At 50.9% G+C, this 19,596-nt stretch carries 17 protein-coding genes; 5 read left to right on the top strand and 12 right to left on the bottom strand.

The window, feature by feature from the left end:
* Positions 1 to 3 precede the first annotated feature (3 nt).
* Complete coding sequence (gene mfd / locus BM025_RS12395; protein WP_085849883.1) at positions 4 to 3,468, top strand: transcription-repair coupling factor; 3,465 nt, start codon at positions 4 to 6, stop codon at positions 3,466 to 3,468.
* A 99-nt stretch (positions 3,469 to 3,567) separates the two neighbouring features.
* Here mfd and BM025_RS12390 read toward each other — a convergent pair whose 3' ends face one another.
* Entirely contained in the window at positions 3,568 to 4,215 is a 648-nt protein-coding gene (locus BM025_RS12390; RefSeq protein ID WP_085849882.1) for a DsbA family oxidoreductase, read from the bottom strand.
* Between the two features lie 321 nt (positions 4,216 to 4,536).
* Between BM025_RS12390 and BM025_RS12385 the strand changes: the two genes are divergently transcribed.
* On the top strand, positions 4,537 to 4,776 hold the full coding sequence (locus tag BM025_RS12385) for a hypothetical protein (RefSeq protein WP_085849881.1): 240 nt from the start codon (positions 4,537 to 4,539) through the stop codon (positions 4,774 to 4,776).
* Between the two features lie 338 nt (positions 4,777 to 5,114).
* Here BM025_RS12385 and BM025_RS12380 read toward each other — a convergent pair whose 3' ends face one another.
* Positions 5,115 to 5,228: an entericidin EcnA/B family protein gene (locus tag BM025_RS12380; protein WP_085849880.1), complete on the bottom strand. Its 114-nt coding sequence runs from the start codon at positions 5,226 to 5,228 to the stop codon at positions 5,115 to 5,117.
* Positions 5,228 to 7,042, bottom strand: coding sequence for an extracellular solute-binding protein (locus tag BM025_RS12375; protein ID WP_085849879.1), 1,815 nt, complete (start codon positions 7,040 to 7,042; stop codon positions 5,228 to 5,230). Before BM025_RS12375 ends, BM025_RS12380 begins: the two co-directional genes overlap by 1 nt.
* Positions 7,043 to 7,439: 397 nt before the next feature.
* Between BM025_RS12375 and BM025_RS12370 the strand changes: the two genes are divergently transcribed.
* A complete protein-coding gene (locus BM025_RS12370; RefSeq protein WP_085849878.1) occupies positions 7,440 to 8,213 on the top strand; it encodes a 3-hydroxybutyrate dehydrogenase in 774 nt (257 codons plus the stop codon).
* A gap of 36 nt (positions 8,214 to 8,249) precedes the next feature.
* Here BM025_RS12370 and BM025_RS12365 read toward each other — a convergent pair whose 3' ends face one another.
* The 3 genes from BM025_RS12365 to BM025_RS12355 all read right to left on the bottom strand — a co-directional run bounded on the left by BM025_RS12365 (position 8,250) and on the right by BM025_RS12355 (position 10,907).
* A complete protein-coding gene (locus tag BM025_RS12365; protein WP_085849877.1) occupies positions 8,250 to 8,984 on the bottom strand; it encodes a DUF502 domain-containing protein in 735 nt (244 codons plus the stop codon).
* Positions 8,985 to 9,102: 118 nt separating this feature from the next.
* Positions 9,103 to 10,017 (bottom strand): pseudouridine-5'-phosphate glycosidase, encoded by a 915-nt coding sequence (locus BM025_RS12360; protein WP_085849876.1) that lies wholly within the window; start codon positions 10,015 to 10,017, stop codon positions 9,103 to 9,105.
* Positions 10,014 to 10,907 (bottom strand): PfkB family carbohydrate kinase, encoded by an 894-nt coding sequence (locus BM025_RS12355; RefSeq protein WP_085849875.1) that lies wholly within the window; start codon positions 10,905 to 10,907, stop codon positions 10,014 to 10,016. The genes BM025_RS12360 and BM025_RS12355 overlap by 4 nt, the downstream gene beginning before the upstream one ends.
* 298 nt (positions 10,908 to 11,205) lie before the next feature.
* Here BM025_RS12355 and rpsB point away from each other — a divergent pair, with 298 nt between their 5' ends.
* Positions 11,206 to 11,964: a 30S ribosomal protein S2 gene (gene rpsB / locus BM025_RS12350; protein WP_085849874.1), complete on the top strand. Its 759-nt coding sequence runs from the start codon at positions 11,206 to 11,208 to the stop codon at positions 11,962 to 11,964.
* Positions 11,965 to 12,045: 81 nt separating this feature from the next.
* A complete protein-coding gene (gene tsf / locus BM025_RS12345) occupies positions 12,046 to 12,921 on the top strand; it encodes a translation elongation factor Ts (RefSeq protein ID WP_085849873.1) in 876 nt (291 codons plus the stop codon).
* 438 nt (positions 12,922 to 13,359) lie between these two features.
* Here the strand turns inward: tsf and BM025_RS12340 are convergent, their stop codons facing one another.
* From BM025_RS12340 to pstC, 6 genes are all read right to left on the bottom strand, one after another.
* A complete protein-coding gene (locus BM025_RS12340) occupies positions 13,360 to 14,094 on the bottom strand; it encodes a LuxR family transcriptional regulator (RefSeq protein ID WP_085849872.1) in 735 nt (244 codons plus the stop codon).
* A gap of 351 nt (positions 14,095 to 14,445) precedes the next feature.
* Positions 14,446 to 15,135 (bottom strand): phosphate regulon transcriptional regulator PhoB, encoded by a 690-nt coding sequence (gene phoB / locus BM025_RS12335; protein WP_085849871.1) that lies wholly within the window; start codon positions 15,133 to 15,135, stop codon positions 14,446 to 14,448.
* Positions 15,135 to 15,857 carry a phosphate signaling complex protein PhoU gene (phoU, locus tag BM025_RS12330; RefSeq protein WP_085849870.1) on the bottom strand — a complete coding sequence of 241 codons (723 nt, stop codon included), beginning with the start codon at positions 15,855 to 15,857 and terminating at the stop codon, positions 15,135 to 15,137. The genes phoB and phoU overlap by 1 nt, the downstream gene beginning before the upstream one ends.
* Before the next feature lie 11 nt (positions 15,858 to 15,868).
* Positions 15,869 to 16,666, bottom strand: coding sequence for a phosphate ABC transporter ATP-binding protein PstB (gene pstB / locus BM025_RS12325; RefSeq protein ID WP_085849869.1), 798 nt, complete (start codon positions 16,664 to 16,666; stop codon positions 15,869 to 15,871).
* A gap of 13 nt (positions 16,667 to 16,679) precedes the next feature.
* Positions 16,680 to 18,050, bottom strand: coding sequence for a phosphate ABC transporter permease PstA (gene pstA / locus BM025_RS12320; protein WP_085849868.1), 1,371 nt, complete (start codon positions 18,048 to 18,050; stop codon positions 16,680 to 16,682).
* Entirely contained in the window at positions 18,050 to 19,519 is a 1,470-nt protein-coding gene (gene pstC / locus BM025_RS12315; protein ID WP_085849867.1) for a phosphate ABC transporter permease subunit PstC, read from the bottom strand. Before pstC ends, pstA begins: the two co-directional genes overlap by 1 nt.
* Positions 19,520 to 19,596 lie beyond the last annotated feature (77 nt).

The following is a 19,596-nucleotide window of genomic DNA, read 5'->3' as shown; positions in this document are numbered from 1 at the left end:
AACATGAGCACCAGCACCCATATCCAAGTTGGCGGCGCGCCAGAAGGCTTTGACGCCTATTTATTAGCCCAAGAGATTGCCAAGTCCGACGGCGCTGTGATCCATGTGGCGCGCGATGATAAACGTCTGGCTGCGCTGCGCACGGCCTTGCGGTTTTTTGCGCCTGATTTACCTGTTTTAGACTTTCCTGCGTGGGATTGTTTGCCGTTTGATAGGATGTCGCCCAATGCGGATGTGTCTGCGCACCGCATGGCAACTTTGGCGGCTTTGGCCCATGGTGCAGCCCCTAAGCGTTTCATTCTGTTGACAACTTTATCGGCTGCGACCCAACGCGTACCTGCGCGTGCCACGTTGAACGAGGCCGCGTTTACCGCCCGTGTCGGCGAACGTATCAACGAAGCAAACCTGCGTGCTTTTTTGGTACGCATGGGGTTCACACAGGCTCCGACTGTGGTTGAGCCCGGTGATTACGCCATCAGAGGCGGGATCATTGATGTGTTTGCGCCGGGGCATGATCTGCCTGTGCGGCTTGATTTCTTTGGGGATGAATTGGATGGTTTGCGACGCTTTGATCCGGCCACCCAACGCACCACGACAAGCCTAAAAGAGGTGACCTTTACGCCTGTATCAGAAGTGATTTTGGACGAGGCGGCGATCACGAGATTTCGTCAAAACTATAGGATAGAATTTGGATCTGCTGGCTCGGATGATCCCGTTTACGAAGCTGTGTCAGCGGGCAAGAAACATGCAGGGATCGAACATTGGTTGCCGTATTTTCATGAGCGTCTAGAAACGCTTTTTGATTATATACCAAAAGCAACAATTTCCCTTGATGATCAATCGACTGCTGCACGTCTTTCACGCTGGGATGGCATTGTAGATCAGTACGAAAACCGCTCTGAGGCGCTCAAAGCCAAAGGTCGGATGGACAGTGTTTACAAACCGTGTCCTCCAGAGCTTTTGTACCTCAATGATGCCGCTTGGGAGGCGCAAATTGAAGGTCGCCGCGTGTTGCATTTTCATGCGTTGCCGTTGCCCACTGGGCTGGGCGTGATTGATGCAGGCGGTGTTTTGGGGCGTAGCTTTGCACCAGAAAGACAAGTTGAAAAACTTAACCTTTTCGAAAGCTTGTCTGACCATATTAATGCAAAACGTAAAGAGGGCCAAGTGATTTTGGCCACATGGTCTGAGGGTGCGCGCGACCGTATTGCGACGCTTTTGCATGATCAAAACCTGACCGGCACAACCGAAATTGGCGACTGGCGTGATGTGCCCGAAGGGATTGGTGGGGTCTATCTTGCCATTTGGCCATTGGATGAAGGATTTGAGGCCAATATAAATGGGGGTCGCGTGACTGTGATTTCCGAGCAAGATGTGCTTGGTGATCGCCTGATCCGTCGTCCAACCCGTAAAAAACGTGCTGAAAACTTTCTGACAGAGCATTCAAACTTGTCCGTTGGTGATTTGATTGTGCATGTCGAGCATGGCGTCGGTATTTACCAAGGCCTCGAGGTGATCTCAGCTCTTGGTGCAGCGCATGAATGTTTGCTTTTGGAATATTCTGGCGGGGATCGACTGTATCTTCCTGTTGAAAACATTGAACTTCTAAGTCGCTATGGTCACGACGAAGGTATGCTTGATAAGCTTGGCGGTGGGGCGTGGCAGGCTAAAAAGGCGCGCATGAAAGAGCGCGTTAAGGAAGTGGCTGAAAAACTCATCCGCATCGCCGCCGAACGCCATATCCGCAAAGCGCCGATCATGTTGCCGCCTGATGACATGTGGGAAGCATTCTGCGCGCGCTTTCCTTATACTGAGACCGAAGATCAGATGCGCGCAATCGAAGACGTGCTGGACGATTTCGAAGCGGGCCGTCCGATGGATCGGTTGATTTGCGGTGATGTTGGATTTGGTAAAACCGAAGTGGCAATGCGCGCGGCCTTTATTGCTGCGATGTGTGGTGTGCAGGTCGCGATGATTGCACCAACCACGCTTTTGGCGCGACAACACTACAGGTCCTTTGCTGAGCGGTTTCGCGGATTTCCGATCAATGTGCGACCGATGTCGCGCTTTGTCTCGGCTAAAAATATGGCGCTCACACGGGATGGCTTGGCCTCTGGCGAGGTGGATATCGTCGTCGGCACCCACGCGTTGTTGGCTAAGAATGTGCGCTTTAACAACATTGGCTTGATGATTGTCGATGAAGAGCAGCGTTTCGGCGTTACACACAAAGAGCGCCTTAAGTCGCTGAAATCAAACATTCATGTTCTTACGCTCTCCGCCACCCCCATTCCGCGCACCTTGCAAATGTCGCTGACTGGAGTACGTGACTTGTCGATCATTGGCACGCCGCCGGTCGATCGTTTGTCTATCCGAACTTATGTGTCTGAGTTTGATACTGTCACGATCCGCGAGGCGCTTTTGCGTGAACATTACCGCGGCGGGCAATCATTTTTCGTGGTTCCACGCATCAAAGATGTGCCTGAAATCGAAGATTTTTTGCGCCGCGAAGTGCCCGAAGTCAGTGTGGTTGTCGGTCATGGTCAAATGGCCGCGGGTGAACTCGATGACCGTATGAACGCGTTTTATGATGGTAAATATGATGTGCTTTTGGCCACCACAATCGTCGAAAGTGGCATTGATATTCCAACCGCGAACACGATGATCATCCACCGCGCTGATATGTTTGGTTTGGCGCAACTCTATCAAATTCGCGGCCGTGTTGGTCGCGCTAAAACCCGTGCATATGCGTATTTGACCACCAAGCCGCGCTCTCCTTTAACGCCCACCGCCGAAAAGCGTCTACGCGTTTTGGGCAGTCTCGACACGCTTGGCGCGGGATTTACGCTGGCGTCGCAAGATCTTGATATCCGCGGCGCGGGAAATCTGGTTGGTGAAGAGCAATCAGGACAGGTGAAAGAGGTGGGGTTCGAGCTGTATCAAAACCTGCTGGAAGAGGCGATTGCCAAGATAAAATCTGGTGATGAAGCGGTCAATTTGGATGATGATGGGCAATGGGCACCGCAGATCAATCTTGGCGTACCTGTTTTGATCCCAGAAACCTATGTGCCAGATTTGGACGTGCGTTTGGGGCTGTATCGCCGCTTGTCCGGTCTGCGTACCAAAGTTGAACTCGAAGGGTTTGCCGCTGAATTGATTGACCGGTTTGGTAAATTACCCAAAGAGGTCAATACTTTATTGGTAATCGTGCGGATCAAAGAAAAATGTCGTGAGGCAGGTATCGGGCGTTTGGATGGCGGGCCAAAGGGTGTGACCATTCAGTTCCACAACGATAAATATGCAAGCCCTGTTGGGCTGGTCGATTTTATTCAAAGCCAAAAAGGCTTGGCCAAGGTCAAAGACAATAAAATCATCGTGCGCCGTGACTGGAAAAAAGACAGTGACAAAATCAAAGGCGCGTTTTCGATTGCCCAGGACCTAGCGAAATTCGCCAAGGTTGTGTCCAAATAGTGCGCAGATATTCCGCTTGGTAAATAGGCGGTTTTGACAAGAAATTCATTTGATTTGGGGCAGGGCGATTGTGCCTGCCCCCACCGTTTTACGGCAAAATCAATGCGTCGTGTCTGTTGCTCCTGCCATCAATTCATCAATGACTTCGACCCAGAGCTTGCTGTTTTGCGCGCCTGATACCGCGTGCTGTTGGGCGACAACAAACATCGGAACGGCAGTAATGCCGCGTTCGCGCGCGTGGGTGTCGCGTGATGAAATTAGCTCGACATCTTGATCGCTGCTCAAAAGGCGCATCACAACCGAAGCGTCCATTCCGACAGTATCGGCAATATCTGCCAGCACTTCATGATCACCGATATCACGGCCTTGGGTAAAGTAGGCGGCAAAAAGCGCGTCCACCATTGACGTTTGCAACGCTTCAAGTCCCGCCCAATGGATCAACCGGTGGGCGTCCATGGTGTTTGGGGTTTTCTTGATTTTGCCAAGATCGGCATCAGGCAGCTCTTGCGCGAGCGTGTCGACAATCGGGCGATACGCCGTTTTGGCGCCCTGTGTCCCGCCGAACTTTCCCTCAAGATATGCACGTCGGTCCATACCGTCTTTGGGCATGTCGGGGTTCAATTGAAAGGGGTGCCATTCGACAACGAAAGGGTGGTCGGGGCGCTGTTCAAGAGCTGCCTCAAGGCGGGCCTTTCCAATGTAGCACCAAGGGCAAATGGGATCAGAGAAAATATCGAGTTTGATCATTTGGCTTGGTCCAATCTGTCTGAAAGTTCATGTTCATAGGTTGCTAGCGTATTTGCAGACGAATGAAAACCGAATCTACGAAAAGGAAAATATTCTTGCCGCTCACGATTTTATAAAAATCAGATGTTCTCATTGACCTACATTTAGGGATTTACAGGGTTTGCAACTTTGCAAAAGGGCGGAGGTCCACTTTTGTTCTCTTTTTGTTTGCGTAAAAATTAAGGGCGCGCTTGATGGAATTGTTACGTTTCGCGTTGCGTGACTTGGGCGTGAAAACGTTGTTAAGGTATTGTAATCAAATAGTTCAATGGGTTTCCGATCATGGCATTTTATTCTGACAACTCCTTCACTTCCTTCCAAGGTCGCGCTCTTGGTCGCCATGGCATGCTTTCTTTGCCGCATCGCCTACGTTTGCCGGTTGTCACATTGGCATTGGGTGCGCTTGCATCTTTGGTGATCGCAGCCGGGGCTTTGGATTGGCTGCCTGTTGGCGGATCGTTGACACATGAATTGAGCCAAATCGAATACCTCACAGGCACGGTTGAGCAGATCAAAAGATAAGAACGCTTCCGCAGCCCACAACCAGTTTAGGGTCAGGCAAATACCCCCTCGAGCAGTGTTTCCCAAGACGACTGGCGTTTGACCCCAATACCCCCCGAAGATGCGAGAAACAGCATCCGGGGGTTTTTTTATGTTTGGATTTAAGAATTCGATCTGGCATCTGTCACGGCTAAAATTCTGGTGACAGATGAGATGCTCTACAAAATGTCAGCGGACAACCGTGACACTTGTTTTGATCACCGTTTTGGTGATTTTAGCGCCTGTTTTTACGCCCACGCGCGCAACGCCGCAGCCCGAAACTGCGGCGCACAATATCATACAGAGTAAAGTTTTATGGATCAAAGCCACCCTTGCACGGTGCGCGATGCGCCAGAGATATCTTCACCGACGCCTGCAACTGTGCCGCAAGACGCCAAAACTGTCATCAAAATTAAAGCAAATATCGTTTTCATTACTTTTTCCAGTACCATACATCAGGTTGCCAACCGATCCAGTCGCCATAGATCGGCAATGTTTCGGGGAATTTTAACTCTTTTGCGTGCGCAAGACGAGAGATATTCCACTGGTAAATCGGAATAACGTAGCGCCCAGATGTTAAAACACGGTCCAAGGCGCGGGTTGCAGCAAGAAAATCATCTTTGCTGGGCGATGACAGAATGTTGTCGATCAACGTATCAACTGCGTCAGATTGGATGCCGATAATATTCCGCGATCCTTCGGTCTGTGCCGAGTCAGAGCCCCAATATAGTTTTTGTTCATTGCCAGGTGACAACGACAGACCGCGGCGGAAATTGGTCATGCCGAATTCGAACCTGTTCATGCGCTCTGTGTATTGCGGCCTGTCGACGACTGTCACCTTGGGGGAAATGCCCAGCTGTTTGAGCGCCGTGACATAGGTGTCTATGATCGATTGGTTTTCGTCGTCGCCAACTTGCAAAACGATTTCAAACGTAAACGCGGCGCCATTTGCATTTTTCATCACGCCGTCTTGTACGGTCCAGCCGGCCTGTTCAAAAAGCCCCAAAGTGCGCCGCATGGATTTGCGGTCGTTTTGCGTGCCATTCGTTTGCGGCATCGCATAGCCGTCGATGGCACCGGGCAATAATTCGTCCGCGAAAGGTGCAAGCAGTTCAGCCACCTTGCCTGTTGCAGGTCCATTTTTCATGCCAAGCACAGAGTTCGAAAAGTACGAAGTGATGCGCGACTGTTTTGATCCAGTTTGCACTTCGTTGATGTATTCAAAGTTAAATGCTTCGATCAAAGCTTGGCGCACACGCCAGTCTTGAAATTCGGGCAGGCGCGTGTTCATTGCAAATCCGGTCATGCCTGATGGGCGCTGGTGCGGCACAATGGATTTGACCACATCGCCTTTTTCAATGGAGGGGAAATTGTATTGGTCTTCCCATGTCTGCACATTGAATTCACGGTGCGCGTTCAATTCACCGGCTTTAAAAGCTTCTATTACAAGGCTTGAATCCGCGAAAAACTCCCAACGGATAGTGTCTAGATTTGCCTGTCCTTGCATGAATGGCACATCTTGGCCCCAGTAGTCAGGATTTCGGGTCAATTCGACAAAACTGCCCGCTTTGAAATCCGAAACCACATAGGGCGCAGATCCGATTGGGATTTGGTCAAAGCCGGATTTGGTGAAATCTTTGCCATCCCACTGCGCCTTTTTCAAAATAGGGCGCATGCCGACAAGCAAGGCCAGCTCGCGGTTGTCGGTGTTAAAGGTGAACTTGACCGAATGTGGGCCGGTTTGTTCCAACTTTTCGATTTGCAGCCACAAAGAGGCGTAGCGCCCGTGGCCTTCGGTGCCGAGTTTCTCATAGGACCACATCACATCTTCGACCGTCACAGGGCTGCCATCCGAGAATTTCGCCTCTGGGCGCAGTGTAAATTCAACCCATTTGCGATTCGGCCCTACATCGATGGATTCGGCCAAAAGGCCATAAAGCGCGAAAGGTTCGCCATAAGAGCGCCCCATCAAACTTTCAGCCAACATATATCCCAACTGCCAAGGCGTAGAGCCTTTTTGGATAAACGGGTTCAAACTATCAAAGGTGCCACCTTCGCCCGTGACGATTTTTCCGCCCTTGGGCGCATCTGGGTTGGCGTAGGGTAGAGACACGAAACCTTGTGGTAGGTCGGGGTCACCATACATAGCGATGCCATGTTTTGGTTCGGCAAAGGCTATTGAGCCCGCCAAGCACAGAGCCAAAGCTGTCGTTGTCTTTATTGTTTTACCGAAAAACTGCGTTGCCATTGTTAAAGCAATGCCTCCATGCCTGTGGTTTTATTACATCGCAGCTTAGGCTGCTTGGGGTGGGGTTTCAAACTTTTAGCTTGGAGGGCCGTAAACTTACGCGTATAAAGAGGTCACTGCTCGATAGGTTTCTTGCCTGTATGAAACCTGCCTCAATAACTTTGCGCCCGCCTTGTGCGGGCGTTTTTTTTTGCCTTGTTTCACATATAGCCAAGCTGGCTTGACCATTTTGCGCTTGCACAATGTGGTGTAACCGGAGCCTTTTCCCAATCACATGTCTCGCGGACAATAGAAAAACGATTCTTCCATCAAGGTATCGATTCTGCTTTGCTTTGCATGTGCAGCATCTATTCTGGCCATAAGTACGGTGAAAAAGCACAACGGCAGGAGAAAACGGATGACTCTCAACGGCAAAACAGCGGTGATCACGGGATCAAATTCTGGCATCGGCCTTGGCGTGGCACGCGAACTGGCCAAAGCTGGCGCAGATGTGGTTCTTAATTCCTTTACAGATACCCCAGAAGATCACGCATTGGCGCAGAGCATTGCAGATGAGTTTGGCGTCAAGGCACGCTATATTTCGGCGGATATGTCCAACGGCGAGGCCTGTCGCGCATTGATAGAACAGGCTGGCGTTTGCGATATTTTGGTGAACAATGCCGGCATTCAACATGTCGCTGCAATCGATGAATTTCCCACTGATAAATGGGACGCAATCATCGCGATCAATATGAGTTCAGCGTTTCACACCACCGCAGCCGCGTTGCCCAAAATGCGTGCCGCTGGTTGGGGGCGGGTGATCAACATTGCTTCTGCTCACGGATTGACAGCATCACCGTTTAAGTCCGCGTATGTCGCGGCCAAACATGGTGTTGTTGGCTTGACCAAGGTCACAGCATTAGAGACCGCCGAAGAAGATATCACTGCCAATGCCATCTGCCCTGGATATGTTTTGACTCCACTGGTTGAGGCGCAAATCCCTGATACAATGGAAAAATATGGCATGGACCGCGAGACAGTGATCCGCGAAGTTCTTTTGGAACGCCAGCCGTCAAAAGCCTTTGCCACGGTCGAACAACTGGGCGGAACATGCGTGTTTTTAGCGTCAGACGCTGCAGCGCAAATGACCGGAACAACACTATCAATTGATGGTGGCTGGACCGCGCTTTAAGGTCAAACCAAGCTGTCTTGACGTGGGATATCCGCGTCAGGGCAGTGTTTTGGGCGGTGTGGTTGGATCTTTGCCGTTAGGGTAAACCAACCCTGCTGAGATGACCAATTTGGCGGCGTCTTCAACAGTCATGTCCAAGATAATCACGTCAGATGTCGGGAAAAACAACAAAAACCCCGATGTCGGGTTTGGCGTGGTTGGGACAAAGACAGATATCATCGTCTCAGACCCGGGGGTCCGTGATGCCACTTCACCTTTGGCGGTGGTGGACACAAAGCCAACAGCCCAAATACCTTTGCGGGGGTATTCGATCAAACAGGCTTTATCAAAGGATGTATCTGTTTGCGCGAAAACGGTTTCTGCTATTTGTTTCAAACCGTTATAGATCGACCTTACCACAGGCGTGCGATCAACAAGACGTTCGCCCCAGCGAATAAACGAACGCCCGATCAACCCTTTTGCCAACCAACCGACGATCACCGTGAACACTAGGAAAATGATCACGCCAACGCCGCGTAAATTGGCCGGAAGCTGATTAGCAGGGTCGGTATATCCAAGCAAGCGATTGATCACTTCGCCCGGATGATAGGCTTTGGGCACAAAGGTCAAAACCCAGCCATCGACCCAACCTGTGACGGTCCAAATGACATAGGCGGTCAGGCCAATCGGCGCGACCACAACCAGTCCAGTGAAAAAGGAAGCCCGCAAGGCCCCGAACATGCCGCGACGTTGTATAGGCGTGGGCGTCTGATCATCAAATGGGTTTGTCATATGAACGTATAGTACCTAATTTTGCGCAACTGTGTGTCTAGGCGAACCTAGGCACACAATCATGTAGACACAATAACAGCCGCAGCTGAATAACGCCATTTTGAGTATTAATTTCAGCCTACGCACATAAAGCGCGCGCAATTTGCGAGGCCAAGCGAGCGTTGTTGCGCACGAGCGCGATATTTGCAGTCAAAGACCGTCCTTCGGTCAATTCAAACATCCGACCAAGCAAGAATGGCGTAACCTGTTTCGCGGCGATGCCTTTGGCTTCAGCTTCACTCAGAGCTTGTTCCACAAAGGGCATGATCACATCAACGGGGATTTCATCTGCCGCAGGGATTGGATTGGCGATCAGTTGCCCGCCCGGAAGTCCCAAAAGCGTGCGCATGTTGGCCGATTTGGCAATGTCTTCGGCCGTGTCCAGCCGCAAAGGTGCTGCATGTTCCGAGGCGCGCGACCAAAAAGCGGGCAGGGTGTCTTGACCATAAACGATGACAGGAACCCCTTGGGTTTCAAGCACTTCCATCGTCTTTGGAATGTCCAAAATCGCTTTTGGACCTGCGGCCACAACCGTAACAGCTGTTTGCGCTAATTCCAAAAGGTCGGCTGAGATATCAAATGTTTCTTCTGCGCCGCGATGAACGCCACCGATGCCACCAGTTGCGAACACTTTTATGCCCGCCAAATGCGCAGCAATCATTGTCGCAGCTACGGTTGTTGCTCCTGTGCCGCCCGTGGCGATACACACGGCCATGTCGGCGCGTGAAAGTTTGGCGACGTTTTGCGCTTGGCCGAGGCTTTCAAGTTCATCGTCCGTCAATCCGACATGGATCACGCCGTTCAACACCGCGATGGTCGCTGGCGTTGCGCCTGCTTCGCGGACATCTGCCTCAACCACGCGTGCGGTTTCAACATTTTGCGGATAAGGCATGCCGTGGGTGATGATCGTGCTTTCAAGTGCAACAATTGCGCCGCCGGCGTCTTTTGCGGCTTGAACCTCTGGGGACAGAATTAGCGGAAGAGTAGGGGTCATATGTCAGTGTCTCCTGAGACGTAAAGGGCCGCAGCTTCAAGAGCTTGGCTAAGGGAATTTTCGTGGTCTGCACCGTCGATTTCAGCAGCAATATGCGCTGCCATAAAGGTGTCGCCCGCGCCAGTGACGCGCGCCACCATCACAGGGGGCGGTGTTTGGGTAAATGTGGCGTTTTGGGTGGCCAGCGTCGCATCTTTGGCTCCATCGGTGACCAAAACGCGGTGCGCACCTTTTGCAATCAAGGCCGAGGCCCCCGCAAGCGAGGTGTCAAAGGTCTGGTGGCACAAAAGCCCCGCTTCTTCTAAATTCACATACAGCGTGGCGCGAGGGTGATCGAGCAAGGGCAGCAGCCGTTCGGCTTTGCCCGGACTGGCGGGGGCCACGCGCAGATCAGCGGCCCCAAATAGTGGCGACGTGGAAATTTTGCGCAGCAACGCAACAGTCAGATTTCCATCCAACGCAATAGGCCCAGTATAAGGTGTGTTTTCGCTGCCAAGACGCCCATCAGACAGGGCGCGTAAAATTTTGTCACCTGCGGCCTCAAGCGAATGCGCGTCGGCGATCGCAGCGATCAGGCCATTCGCACCCTCAACCGCCATATAAATGTCACTGGGCAAATCTTCGGATCGGTACACGTAATTGGTGCCGATACCGCGCACATTTGCCGCCTCGATCAATTCATCGCCTTGAGCATCACGCCCCACGGCACTTAACAGATCGGGTTTCAAGCCAAAGCGTGACAATGCCATAGCGATGTTCATAGCAACGCCGCCAGGCACACGAATGATCCGCCCCGGCACATCAGATCCGACCCGCATAGAGCGATCTGACCTGCCGATAACGTCCCACAGGACGGAGCCAATACAAAGGATATTTGATGTCTGTGTCATAGCTCTCATTGGCGCATTTTTTGACCAAATGGCAAGGGTTTCAACGGGGCAAGTTTGGTAATAAACGGCGATTGGCCCGCGAATAGGTCTGATCAGGTGAATAAACACTCAATTCGTATGAAAATGGGGCTTATTGACTTGCGCAAAGGGCAAAGCCACCCTATTAGCTGCGTCACTTCACAGGCGGAGGCGGGCCCTCGAGGGAGAAATCCTTGAATGGTCCACCGGTTGGGGCGTGTTGCAAAGCATGACTCTGAAGACCCTCCGCTCAGGTATAAACCGGAAAAGGAACATGAATATGGCTCTTCCAGAATTCACTATCCGTCAGCTGCTTGAAGCTGGCGTTCACTATGGTCACCAAACTCAGCGTTGGAACCCGCGTATGCAGGAGTTCATCTACGGTGAGCGTAACGGCATCCACATCTTCGATTTGACACAAACTGTTCCAATGCTTGACCAAGCGTTGAAAGTTGTGCGTGACACAGCTGCTAAAGGCGGTCGTATCCTTTTTGTTGGTACCAAACGTCAAGCTGCTGGTCCTGTTGCTGAAGCTGCTGAAAAATGCGCGCAGTACTACATGAACCACCGTTGGTTGGGTGGCACGCTCACAAACTGGAAAACTGTTTCCCAGTCTATCGCGCGTCTCAAAATGATCGACGAAAAACTTGCGTCTGGCGCCGAAGGCCTGACCAAGAAAGAGCGTTTGGGCATGGAACGTGACCAAGGTAAATTGCAAGCGTCTTTGGGCGGTATCCGCGACATGGGCGGCGTGCCTGACCTTATCTTTGTTATCGACGTAAACAAAGAAGATCTGGCGATCCTTGAAGCAAACAAATTGGGTATTCCAGTTGTTGCTGTTGTTGACTCTAACTGCCCACCAGCTGGCATTGATTACATCATCCCAGGTAACGATGACGCGTCACGCGCAATCACTTTGTACTGTGACCTTGTTGCACGTGCGGCTCTTGATGGCATGACCGAGCAAATGGGCGCCGCTGGCGTTGATTTCGGTGCTTTTGAAGAAGCTCCAGTAGAAGAAGTTGTTGCTGAAGCTTAATTGCGTCGCTGACTTTACAAATATGTTACGGGGGCAGGGTAGACCCGCCCCCGATACCTTTTAAATTCTAGGAGATCCGGCATGGCAATTACTGCTGCAATGGTGAAAGAACTGCGCGAAGCTACAGCCGCAGGCATGATGGACGCGAAAAAAGCGCTCGTTGAGTGTGATGGTGACATGGAGGCCGCTGTTGATTGGCTTCGCACCAAAGGTTTGGCAAAAGCCGCCAAAAAAGCTGGCCGTACAGCTGCTGAGGGTCTTGTGGCCGTTGCAGTTTCCGGTGGCAAAGGTGTTGCAGTTGAAGTGAACTCTGAAACTGACTTTGTTGGCAAAAACGCTGAATTCCAAGGTATGGTTGGTTCCATCGCAAACGCTGCTTTGTCTGTGAACACAGTTGAAGAGTTGGCTGTTGCAAACATCGGTGGTAAAACCGTTACCGAAGTTGTGACTGAAAAAGTCGCGACAATCGGTGAAAACATGGGCTTGCGCCGCATGGCTGCACTCGAAGGTGACCTTGTTGTGTCTTACGTGCACAATGCTGTGACTGACGGCATGGGCAAAATCGGTGTTCTCGTGGCCCTTAAAGGCGGCGATGACGCGTTTGGTAAACAGGTTGCGATGCACATTGCAGCTGTAAACCCTGCTGCTTTGTCCGAAGCTGATCTTGACGCATCTGTTGTTGAGAAAGAAAAGCAAGTTCAAATGGATATCGCACGTGAATCTGGCAAGCCAGAAGCTGTGATTGAAAAAATGATCGTTGGCCGCATGAAGAAATTCATCGCTGAATCCACTTTGTTTGGTCAGGCTTTCGTTATCAATCCAGACCTGACTGTTGAAGCTGCTGCTAAAGAAGCTGGCGCTGAGATTACAGGCTTTGTGCGTCTCGAAGTCGGCGAAGGCATTGAAAAAGTTGCAGAAGACTTTGCTGCTGAAGTTGCAAAAACAATGGGCAGCTAAACGGCTGCACTTTGAAGAACTTGGGGGAAGGGGCCGCGGAAACGCAGGCCCCTTTTTCATGTGTAAAGATACTCTAGGCTGATGAATGGTTTAGCTGTGTATAGGGATAAAGGAAAAGCGCAGCCTCGAAATGAGACCGCGCCTTAAACATGCTATACAACCAGTCGGGATGAGAAACTGTACAGCTATACAATCTAAAAAGGATCACTTCGTCTAGAATAAACGAGCAATCCCAACATGCCAGCGCAAGCCAGCTTCTCAGATCAGGTGAGCCAAATAAGAGCGATCTCCAATCCAATTACCCCAGAAGCAAACTTCTGTGATGAGGCATGTTTAGAATGCATCATTAACGTAAGGTAAGGAAAGTGGGGAATTCCATACCTTTGGCAACAAAAATCAGTTTAAAAACAATGCGACATGATCGTTTTAGTCAAGCTACTATCTTTTGTAGAACTGGTTCAAGAGCGACGCTTTTAGAATAGCTTGCGCTGTCGTTTCAGCATCCAAAGCATCACGTGCCAGCTTTAAGTGTTTTTCAACAGTTGCACTTGTAAGCCCCATGATTTGAGCAACGTCTGCGCATGTTTTACCATCGCCAACCCATTCCAAAACCTCGCGCTGTCGCGCTGTCAACTGCCGCAACTCAAGTGGCAGGGACATGATTTTCAGATGGAAAACATTACATAATATACTGATTTTATTTCCATTTTCTTTCCATATTGCATCAGCCTGCGCCTGTGTGCCGGTAAAAGGAAGCATCGACAGGCCAATGGCACCTTTAGACCGTTTTGTACCGTTTCTGAAACCAATTGTGTAACCATGTGACACACCAAAGGTGCGATTGAATTCAACGGTTTCGCGTGCTTTTTCAGAGAGGGTCTCGTAGATTTCACTAATATAGGACCACGAACACACACCATCGTTGTCAGCCGCCCAATTGACCACAGGACCGTGCTTGTAGCGGCCTTCGTCGAAATAGCCTTGGACATAATCTGATCCAAGATTGGTTAGAACCAGATGATCGGCATTGTCGCCAAACCCTTGTTCCGTGTGAAACCGAGTGAAGCCATACAGGACGTTATGAAACCCAAAATCCTGCATCGTGTTGAGTAAAACTTCCCAGGCATCTTCAATGGTTTTCGCTACCAAGATGCGCTCTAGCGATACCTCCATGTTTCCACCCCAAATATTTGTTTCGATAGTGGAAACAATCTAATCTCATTTAATCTATTGATGCAATCCATGTGAGGCGACATCACAGTTAAAGGTGAGCAATTTGGCGGGCTTGCTTAATATTGTGCTGTATATCAAATTTATTATGATACTAATATAATTATAATACATAATACTGATTATCGGATATTGTGAAATGTAAATAAATACCCTTGATAAAGCCCTATTTGAGCCCAGCACAGTGGAAAGTTTGATTATTTTACTGAGGCTTGAAAGCAGCAGTTGTCATCTGAGCATGGCCGATCAAATCCAATGGGCATGCATCGTAAAACAAACTGCTGCTCTATCGCTTTAACCCAAAGCGTATCCTGCACCACGCACAGTGCGCACGGGATCTTCACCACCGTGTTGGCACAAAGCTTTACGCAAGCGCCCGATATGCACGTCTACGGTGCGCGTATCGACATAGATGTCACGCCCCCAAACGCGGTCTAGCAACTGTTCGCGCGACCACACACGGCCCGGTTTTTCCATAAAGGTACTGAGCAAGCGAAACTCAGTCGGTCCGAGTTTTAAAGGGTTTTCAGAACGCGTAACCTTGTGTGTTTCCGCGTCGAGCTTGATATCTTCATACGCAAGCACCTGCCCCACGGCAGCTGGTCGCACACGACGCAATTGAGTGCGCACACGTGCCATCAATTCGATGACAGAATATGGTTTGACGACATAGTCATCCGCACCAGTTTCCAAACCGCGCACACGATCGACATCTTCAGACCGTGCAGACAGCATGATAATCGGAATTTGACGCGTCTCAGTGCGTGACTTGAGACGACGACAAATTTCAATTCCAGACACACCGGGCAGCATCCAATCCAGCACGATGAGATCTGGTGCATCTTCTTCAACAAACATCAATGCATCGTCGCCGTTTTCAGCTCTTGTTACTGAAAACCCTTCGGATTCAAAGTTATAGCCCAGAACCTCTCGTTGTGCCGGCTCGTCTTCGACGACAAGAACATGAGGACGATCAACAGACATTATGGAGCCTCCAGACCGAGGTCAGTATGCGATGTCAGATCGCCTTTTGGACGGGCATCTTCGGGCATTTCGCCCGTGACAAGATAGATCACTTGCTCGGCAATAGACGTGGCATGGTCGCCCATGCGCTCGATGTTTTTGGCGATGAAATGCAGGTGCATACAAGCGGAAATATTGCGTGGATCTTCCATCATATAGGTCAGGAATTCACGGAACAATGCGTTGTACATTTGGTCCACATCCAAGTCGCGTTGACGCACTTGTTCGGCCAGTTCTGCATCGCGTTGGATATAGGCATCCAGCGCCATTTTGAGCATTTCTTCCACAGCGCGCGCCATACGGCGGATAGAGGCACCTGCCCCGTCGATTGGCGTCAATTCCGCCAAAACACCGGTGCGTTTTGCCAAGTTTTTGGCGTAGTCACCACAGCGTTCCAAGTTGCCAGCGATCTTCATCACAGTCAAAACTGTGCGCAAATCACTTGCCGCAGGAGACCGCAATGCGATGACGCGTGCGGCTTCTTCGTTGATTTGTTCTTCCAAAATATCGATGGCTTTGTCTGCCGCGCGTACTTTGGCAGCGGTTTCAACATCACGATCTTCCAAAGCTTGCGCTGCGGCTGTGATGTTGGCTTCTACCATGCCACCCATTTTCATGATCAAGGCTTGGATAGCTTCTAGGTCGCGATCAAACGCGGATGCGATGTGTTTGTCATTGTTCATTTTTTCGCTCCTTAGCCGATCCGGCCAGTGATGTAGGATTCCGTACGCGGGTCTTGTGGGTTGGTAAAGATTTGGCCTGTTTCACCGTATTCAACAAGGTTTCCGAGGTGGAAAAACGCTGTCTTTTGGCTTACGCGCGCTGCTTGCTGCATGGAGTGCGTGACGATGACAACGGAAAAGTTTTCGCGCAACTCGTCAATCAATTCCTCGACTTGCGCCGTTGCAATTGGATCAAGCGCAGAGCAAGGTTCATCCATCAACAGGACTTCAGGTTCGGTCGCAATAGCGCGGGCAATACACAAACGCTGTTGCTGACCACCAGAAAGACCTGTGCCAGGCGCATGCAGACGGTCTTTGACCTCGTTCCAAATCGCGCCACGGCGCAGTGATTTTTCAACGATGTCATCAAGATCCGCTTTGGAGCGTGCAAGACCGTGAATACGTGGGCCATAAGCGATGTTGTCGTAGATCGATTTTGGGAATGGATTAGGCTTTTGAAACACCATCCCAACTTTGGCGCGCAACTGTACGGGATCAACGCGTTTGTCGTAGATGTCTTCGCCTTCGATCTCGATCTTGCCTGTGACGCGACAGATGTCGATCGTGTCGTTCATTCGGTTCAAGCAGCGCAGGAATGTGGACTTGCCACACCCAGATGGGCCAATGAAGGCTGTAACAGTTTTGTCTTTGATCTCAACGTTTACGTCTTTGATCGCGTGCGTGTCGCCGTAGTAGACTTGAACGTCCTTGGCGGAGATTTTGATATCATTCATGTCGACGTCTCTTTTTACAATTCGCATATCGTTCATTTTGATGCCCTTTCTACCAGCGACGCTCAAAGCGGCGGCGCAAGATAACGGCGATGATGTTCATGGTCATCAAGAAGCCAAGAAGAATGATGATCCCACCCCATGCACGTTCATAGTATGCGGGGTCGGCACGTTTTGCCCATTCATAGATTTGTGCGGGCATAGCGGAGTTCGGGTCGAGAAAGCCTGACGCGATCCCATCGGGCATGTTTGAGGCGATAAAGCCAACCATACCGATGAGCAGTAAAGGCGCTGTTTCCCCCAAAGCCTGCGCCAGACCGATGATGGTCCCTGTCAGGATGCCGGGCATCGCGAGTGGCAGCACATGGTGGAACACTGATTGCATTTTTGACGCCCCAATGCCCAGAGCAGCATCGCGAATGGACGGCGGCACAGCTTTCAATGAGGCGCGGGTGGAAATGATGATCGTTGGCAGGGTCATCAGCGTCAAAACCAAACCGCCAACCAGCGGCGCAGATTGCGGCAGATGGGCGAATTGGATGAACACAGCCAAGCCCAAGATACCAAACACGATGGATGGCACAGCCGCGAGGTTTGAGATGTTCACCTCGATTAAATCTGTCCATTTGTTTTGCGGCGCGAACTCTTCAAGATAGATCGATGCAGCAACGCCGATGGGCAAAGCCAAGCACAGCACAACAATCATCATAAAGAGTGATCCGACCATAGAAACACCGATCCCAGCCTGTTCAGGACGCGATTCAGAGGCATCGGCCCCAAAGATGAAATCGGCATTAAACTTGGTATCGATGAGACCAGCTGTGACCATCGCATCGGCTATATCCAAATGCTCGGCATCCAGATTTTTGTCACGCGCCAGCGCATCACGGTCCACACGGCCTTTAAAGTAACCATCCACACGAGAGCCAGCCAAAAGACGGAACTCAATGGTTTGACCGATCAATTCGGGATTGGCCAAAACCACATCACGCACTTGCGCAGGTGCAGAGGATGACAGCAATTTGCCCAGATCGGCAGCTTTTTTGAACGGGTTTTCTATACCGTGCTCTTGTAAGCTGGCCACAAGCGCGCTTTGCACCAAAGGTTTGTACCCAAATGTCGTGACTTTTTTCATCACGTCGATGTCACGCACACCTGATTTATCAAGCTTGCTTTCGGTCAATTCAATCGGAATGGTGATAAACGTCTGCTTGAATGCAGGGGTGCCATTGCCGATGATAGATGTGAGCAAAGCCACCAGAAAGAACAGACCCAAAGCGATGGCACCAACGCCGTAGGCTTTGAAACGGGCTTCTGACGCGTTGCGTTTTTTTGTCCGTGCATCCAGTTTCAGCAGCGAGTTTTTAGCGGCACCAGAAGGATTGGATGGGAATGAAGACGGGGATGTGGGGTGATCAGACATCAGTCGTACTGCTCCCGGTATTTGCGCACAATCACAAGTGCGACGATGTTAAGGCAAAGGGTGATCACGAACAGTGTCATCCCAAGGGCAAAGGCGACCAAAGCTTCGGGGGATGAAAAATCTGCATCGCCGGTCAACTGGCTGACAATCCGCGTCGTCACGGTGGTCATCGCCTCAAAGGGGTTCATCGACAGGCGTGCCGCAGCCCCTGCCCCAAGCACAACAATCATGGTTTCCCCAATGGCACGCGACGCGGCCAAAAGGATCGCACCAACAATACCTGGCAAAGCGGCGGGCAAGATAACCTGTTTGATTGTCTCAGATTTGGTGGCACCAAGCCCCAAAGACCCATCGCGCATGGATTGCGGTACAGAGTTGATGATGTCGTCAGACAGCGATGAGATGAACGGGATCAACATCACGCCCATCACCAGACCCGCAGTGATCACCGCAGAGCCGCCTTGCATCCAGTTTACGCCAAAGCTGCCGTCTTTTCCGAACATGCCGACAAGCAGCGGACCAACTGTGAGCAAAGCGAACAACCCGTAAACGATTGTGGGGATACCCGCGAGCACTTCCAACAAAGGCTTGGCGATGCCGCGTGTTTTTGGTCCTGCATATTCGGACAGGTACACAGCCGCGAACAAACCGATTGGAACAGCGACCAACAAGGAAATGATAGAAATGTAGAACGTGCCCCAGAACAGTGGCAAAATCCCCAATTCCGATCCGCCGCCAAAGGAAGGCGCCCAAGTTGTGCCGAAAAAGAAATCAGCCGCAGGATAGAGTTTAAAGAATTCGATGGTGTTGAAAATCAGTGAAAATACGATCCCGACGGTGGTTAAAACCGCCAAGGATGCAGCGCCTATCAACAGGGCCAACACCACTTTTTCGACTGAGTTGCGCGCACGGTGATCTTTGTTGGTCACTTTCAAAGCCATGGCAAACCCTAGAATGGCTGCGGCGATGACTGCGACGGTCATGATCCAACCACCGATATTTGACTTTATGCGATACTCTTGTGCGGCTGTCAGAATGTCGTCTTCAACATCAGTGCCAAGCGCCACACCCAAACGGCCCAAAATGCCGCGCACATCATCAGTGCCCGTCAAGTTTTGAGCGGCATGTGGTGTCAACGCGCCTTGTGAGACTGCGATATCGAGCCCGTCTGCGACACGGCGCACATCGGACATCAGCAAATTCAATGCGCCGCTATCGGCGTAATTTTCTGTGGGAATATGGGACGCCACATTGGCTTGAATAATCATCGGCTGCACAATCAACCACAGAACCAAAAGGCCCAAGCTTGGAATGATCGCGGACAGCATTACATTCGACCCGTAATAATTGGGCAAGGAATGTAGTTTTCGTATATCTCCGTCAGCATCCTTCATGACGCGGGCGCGTCCTAGGATAAAGCCGGCAAGTCCTAGGACCAAAACCGTAATAAACAGCCATAGCGCGGGCATGAGCAGCTCCCCTTCGCGTCTCAATCAATGACAGGTTAAGTCCCGCCCCTTTTTCGGGTGAAAGACGGCGCAAGGGT

The organism is Pacificibacter marinus, assembly GCF_900109555.1.
GTDB classification, from domain to species: domain Bacteria; phylum Pseudomonadota; class Alphaproteobacteria; order Rhodobacterales; family Rhodobacteraceae; genus Celeribacter; species Celeribacter marinus_C.
The sequence above is the reverse complement of the archived record's forward strand: the minus strand, read 5'-3'. Positions and strand labels throughout refer to the sequence as shown.

What these genes read in the sequence shown, in the direction of transcription:
- pstA (WP_085849868.1), bottom strand. Translation starts at nt 18,050, where the DNA reads ATGTCTGATCACCCCACATCCCCGTCTTCATTCCCATCCAATCCTTCT.
- BM025_RS12380 (WP_085849880.1), bottom strand. Translation starts at nt 5,228, where the DNA reads ATGAAAACGATATTTGCTTTAATTTTGATGACAGTTTTGGCGTCTTGC.
- BM025_RS12370 (WP_085849878.1), top strand. Translation starts at nt 7,440, where the DNA reads ATGACTCTCAACGGCAAAACAGCGGTGATCACGGGATCAAATTCTGGC.
- BM025_RS12375 (WP_085849879.1), bottom strand. Translation starts at nt 7,042, where the DNA reads ATGGCAACGCAGTTTTTCGGTAAAACAATAAAGACAACGACAGCTTTG.
- phoU (WP_085849870.1), bottom strand. Translation starts at nt 15,857, where the DNA reads ATGAACAATGACAAACACATCGCATCCGCGTTTGATCGCGACCTAGAA.
- BM025_RS12360 (WP_085849876.1), bottom strand. Translation starts at nt 10,017, where the DNA reads ATGACCCCTACTCTTCCGCTAATTCTGTCCCCAGAGGTTCAAGCCGCA.
- phoB (WP_085849871.1), bottom strand. Translation starts at nt 15,135, where the DNA reads ATGTCTGTTGATCGTCCTCATGTTCTTGTCGTCGAAGACGAGCCGGCA.
- pstC (WP_085849867.1), bottom strand. Translation starts at nt 19,519, where the DNA reads ATGCCCGCGCTATGGCTGTTTATTACGGTTTTGGTCCTAGGACTTGCC.
- BM025_RS12355 (WP_085849875.1), bottom strand. Translation starts at nt 10,907, where the DNA reads ATGACACAGACATCAAATATCCTTTGTATTGGCTCCGTCCTGTGGGAC.
- BM025_RS12340 (WP_085849872.1), bottom strand. Translation starts at nt 14,094, where the DNA reads ATGGAGGTATCGCTAGAGCGCATCTTGGTAGCGAAAACCATTGAAGAT.
- BM025_RS12365 (WP_085849877.1), bottom strand. Translation starts at nt 8,984, where the DNA reads ATGACAAACCCATTTGATGATCAGACGCCCACGCCTATACAACGTCGC.
- rpsB (WP_085849874.1), top strand. Translation starts at nt 11,206, where the DNA reads ATGGCTCTTCCAGAATTCACTATCCGTCAGCTGCTTGAAGCTGGCGTT.
- mfd (WP_085849883.1), top strand. Translation starts at nt 4, where the DNA reads ATGAGCACCAGCACCCATATCCAAGTTGGCGGCGCGCCAGAAGGCTTT.
- pstB (WP_085849869.1), bottom strand. Translation starts at nt 16,666, where the DNA reads ATGAACGATATGCGAATTGTAAAAAGAGACGTCGACATGAATGATATC.
- BM025_RS12385 (WP_085849881.1), top strand. Translation starts at nt 4,537, where the DNA reads ATGGCATTTTATTCTGACAACTCCTTCACTTCCTTCCAAGGTCGCGCT.
- BM025_RS12390 (WP_085849882.1), bottom strand. Translation starts at nt 4,215, where the DNA reads ATGATCAAACTCGATATTTTCTCTGATCCCATTTGCCCTTGGTGCTAC.
- tsf (WP_085849873.1), top strand. Translation starts at nt 12,046, where the DNA reads ATGGCAATTACTGCTGCAATGGTGAAAGAACTGCGCGAAGCTACAGCC.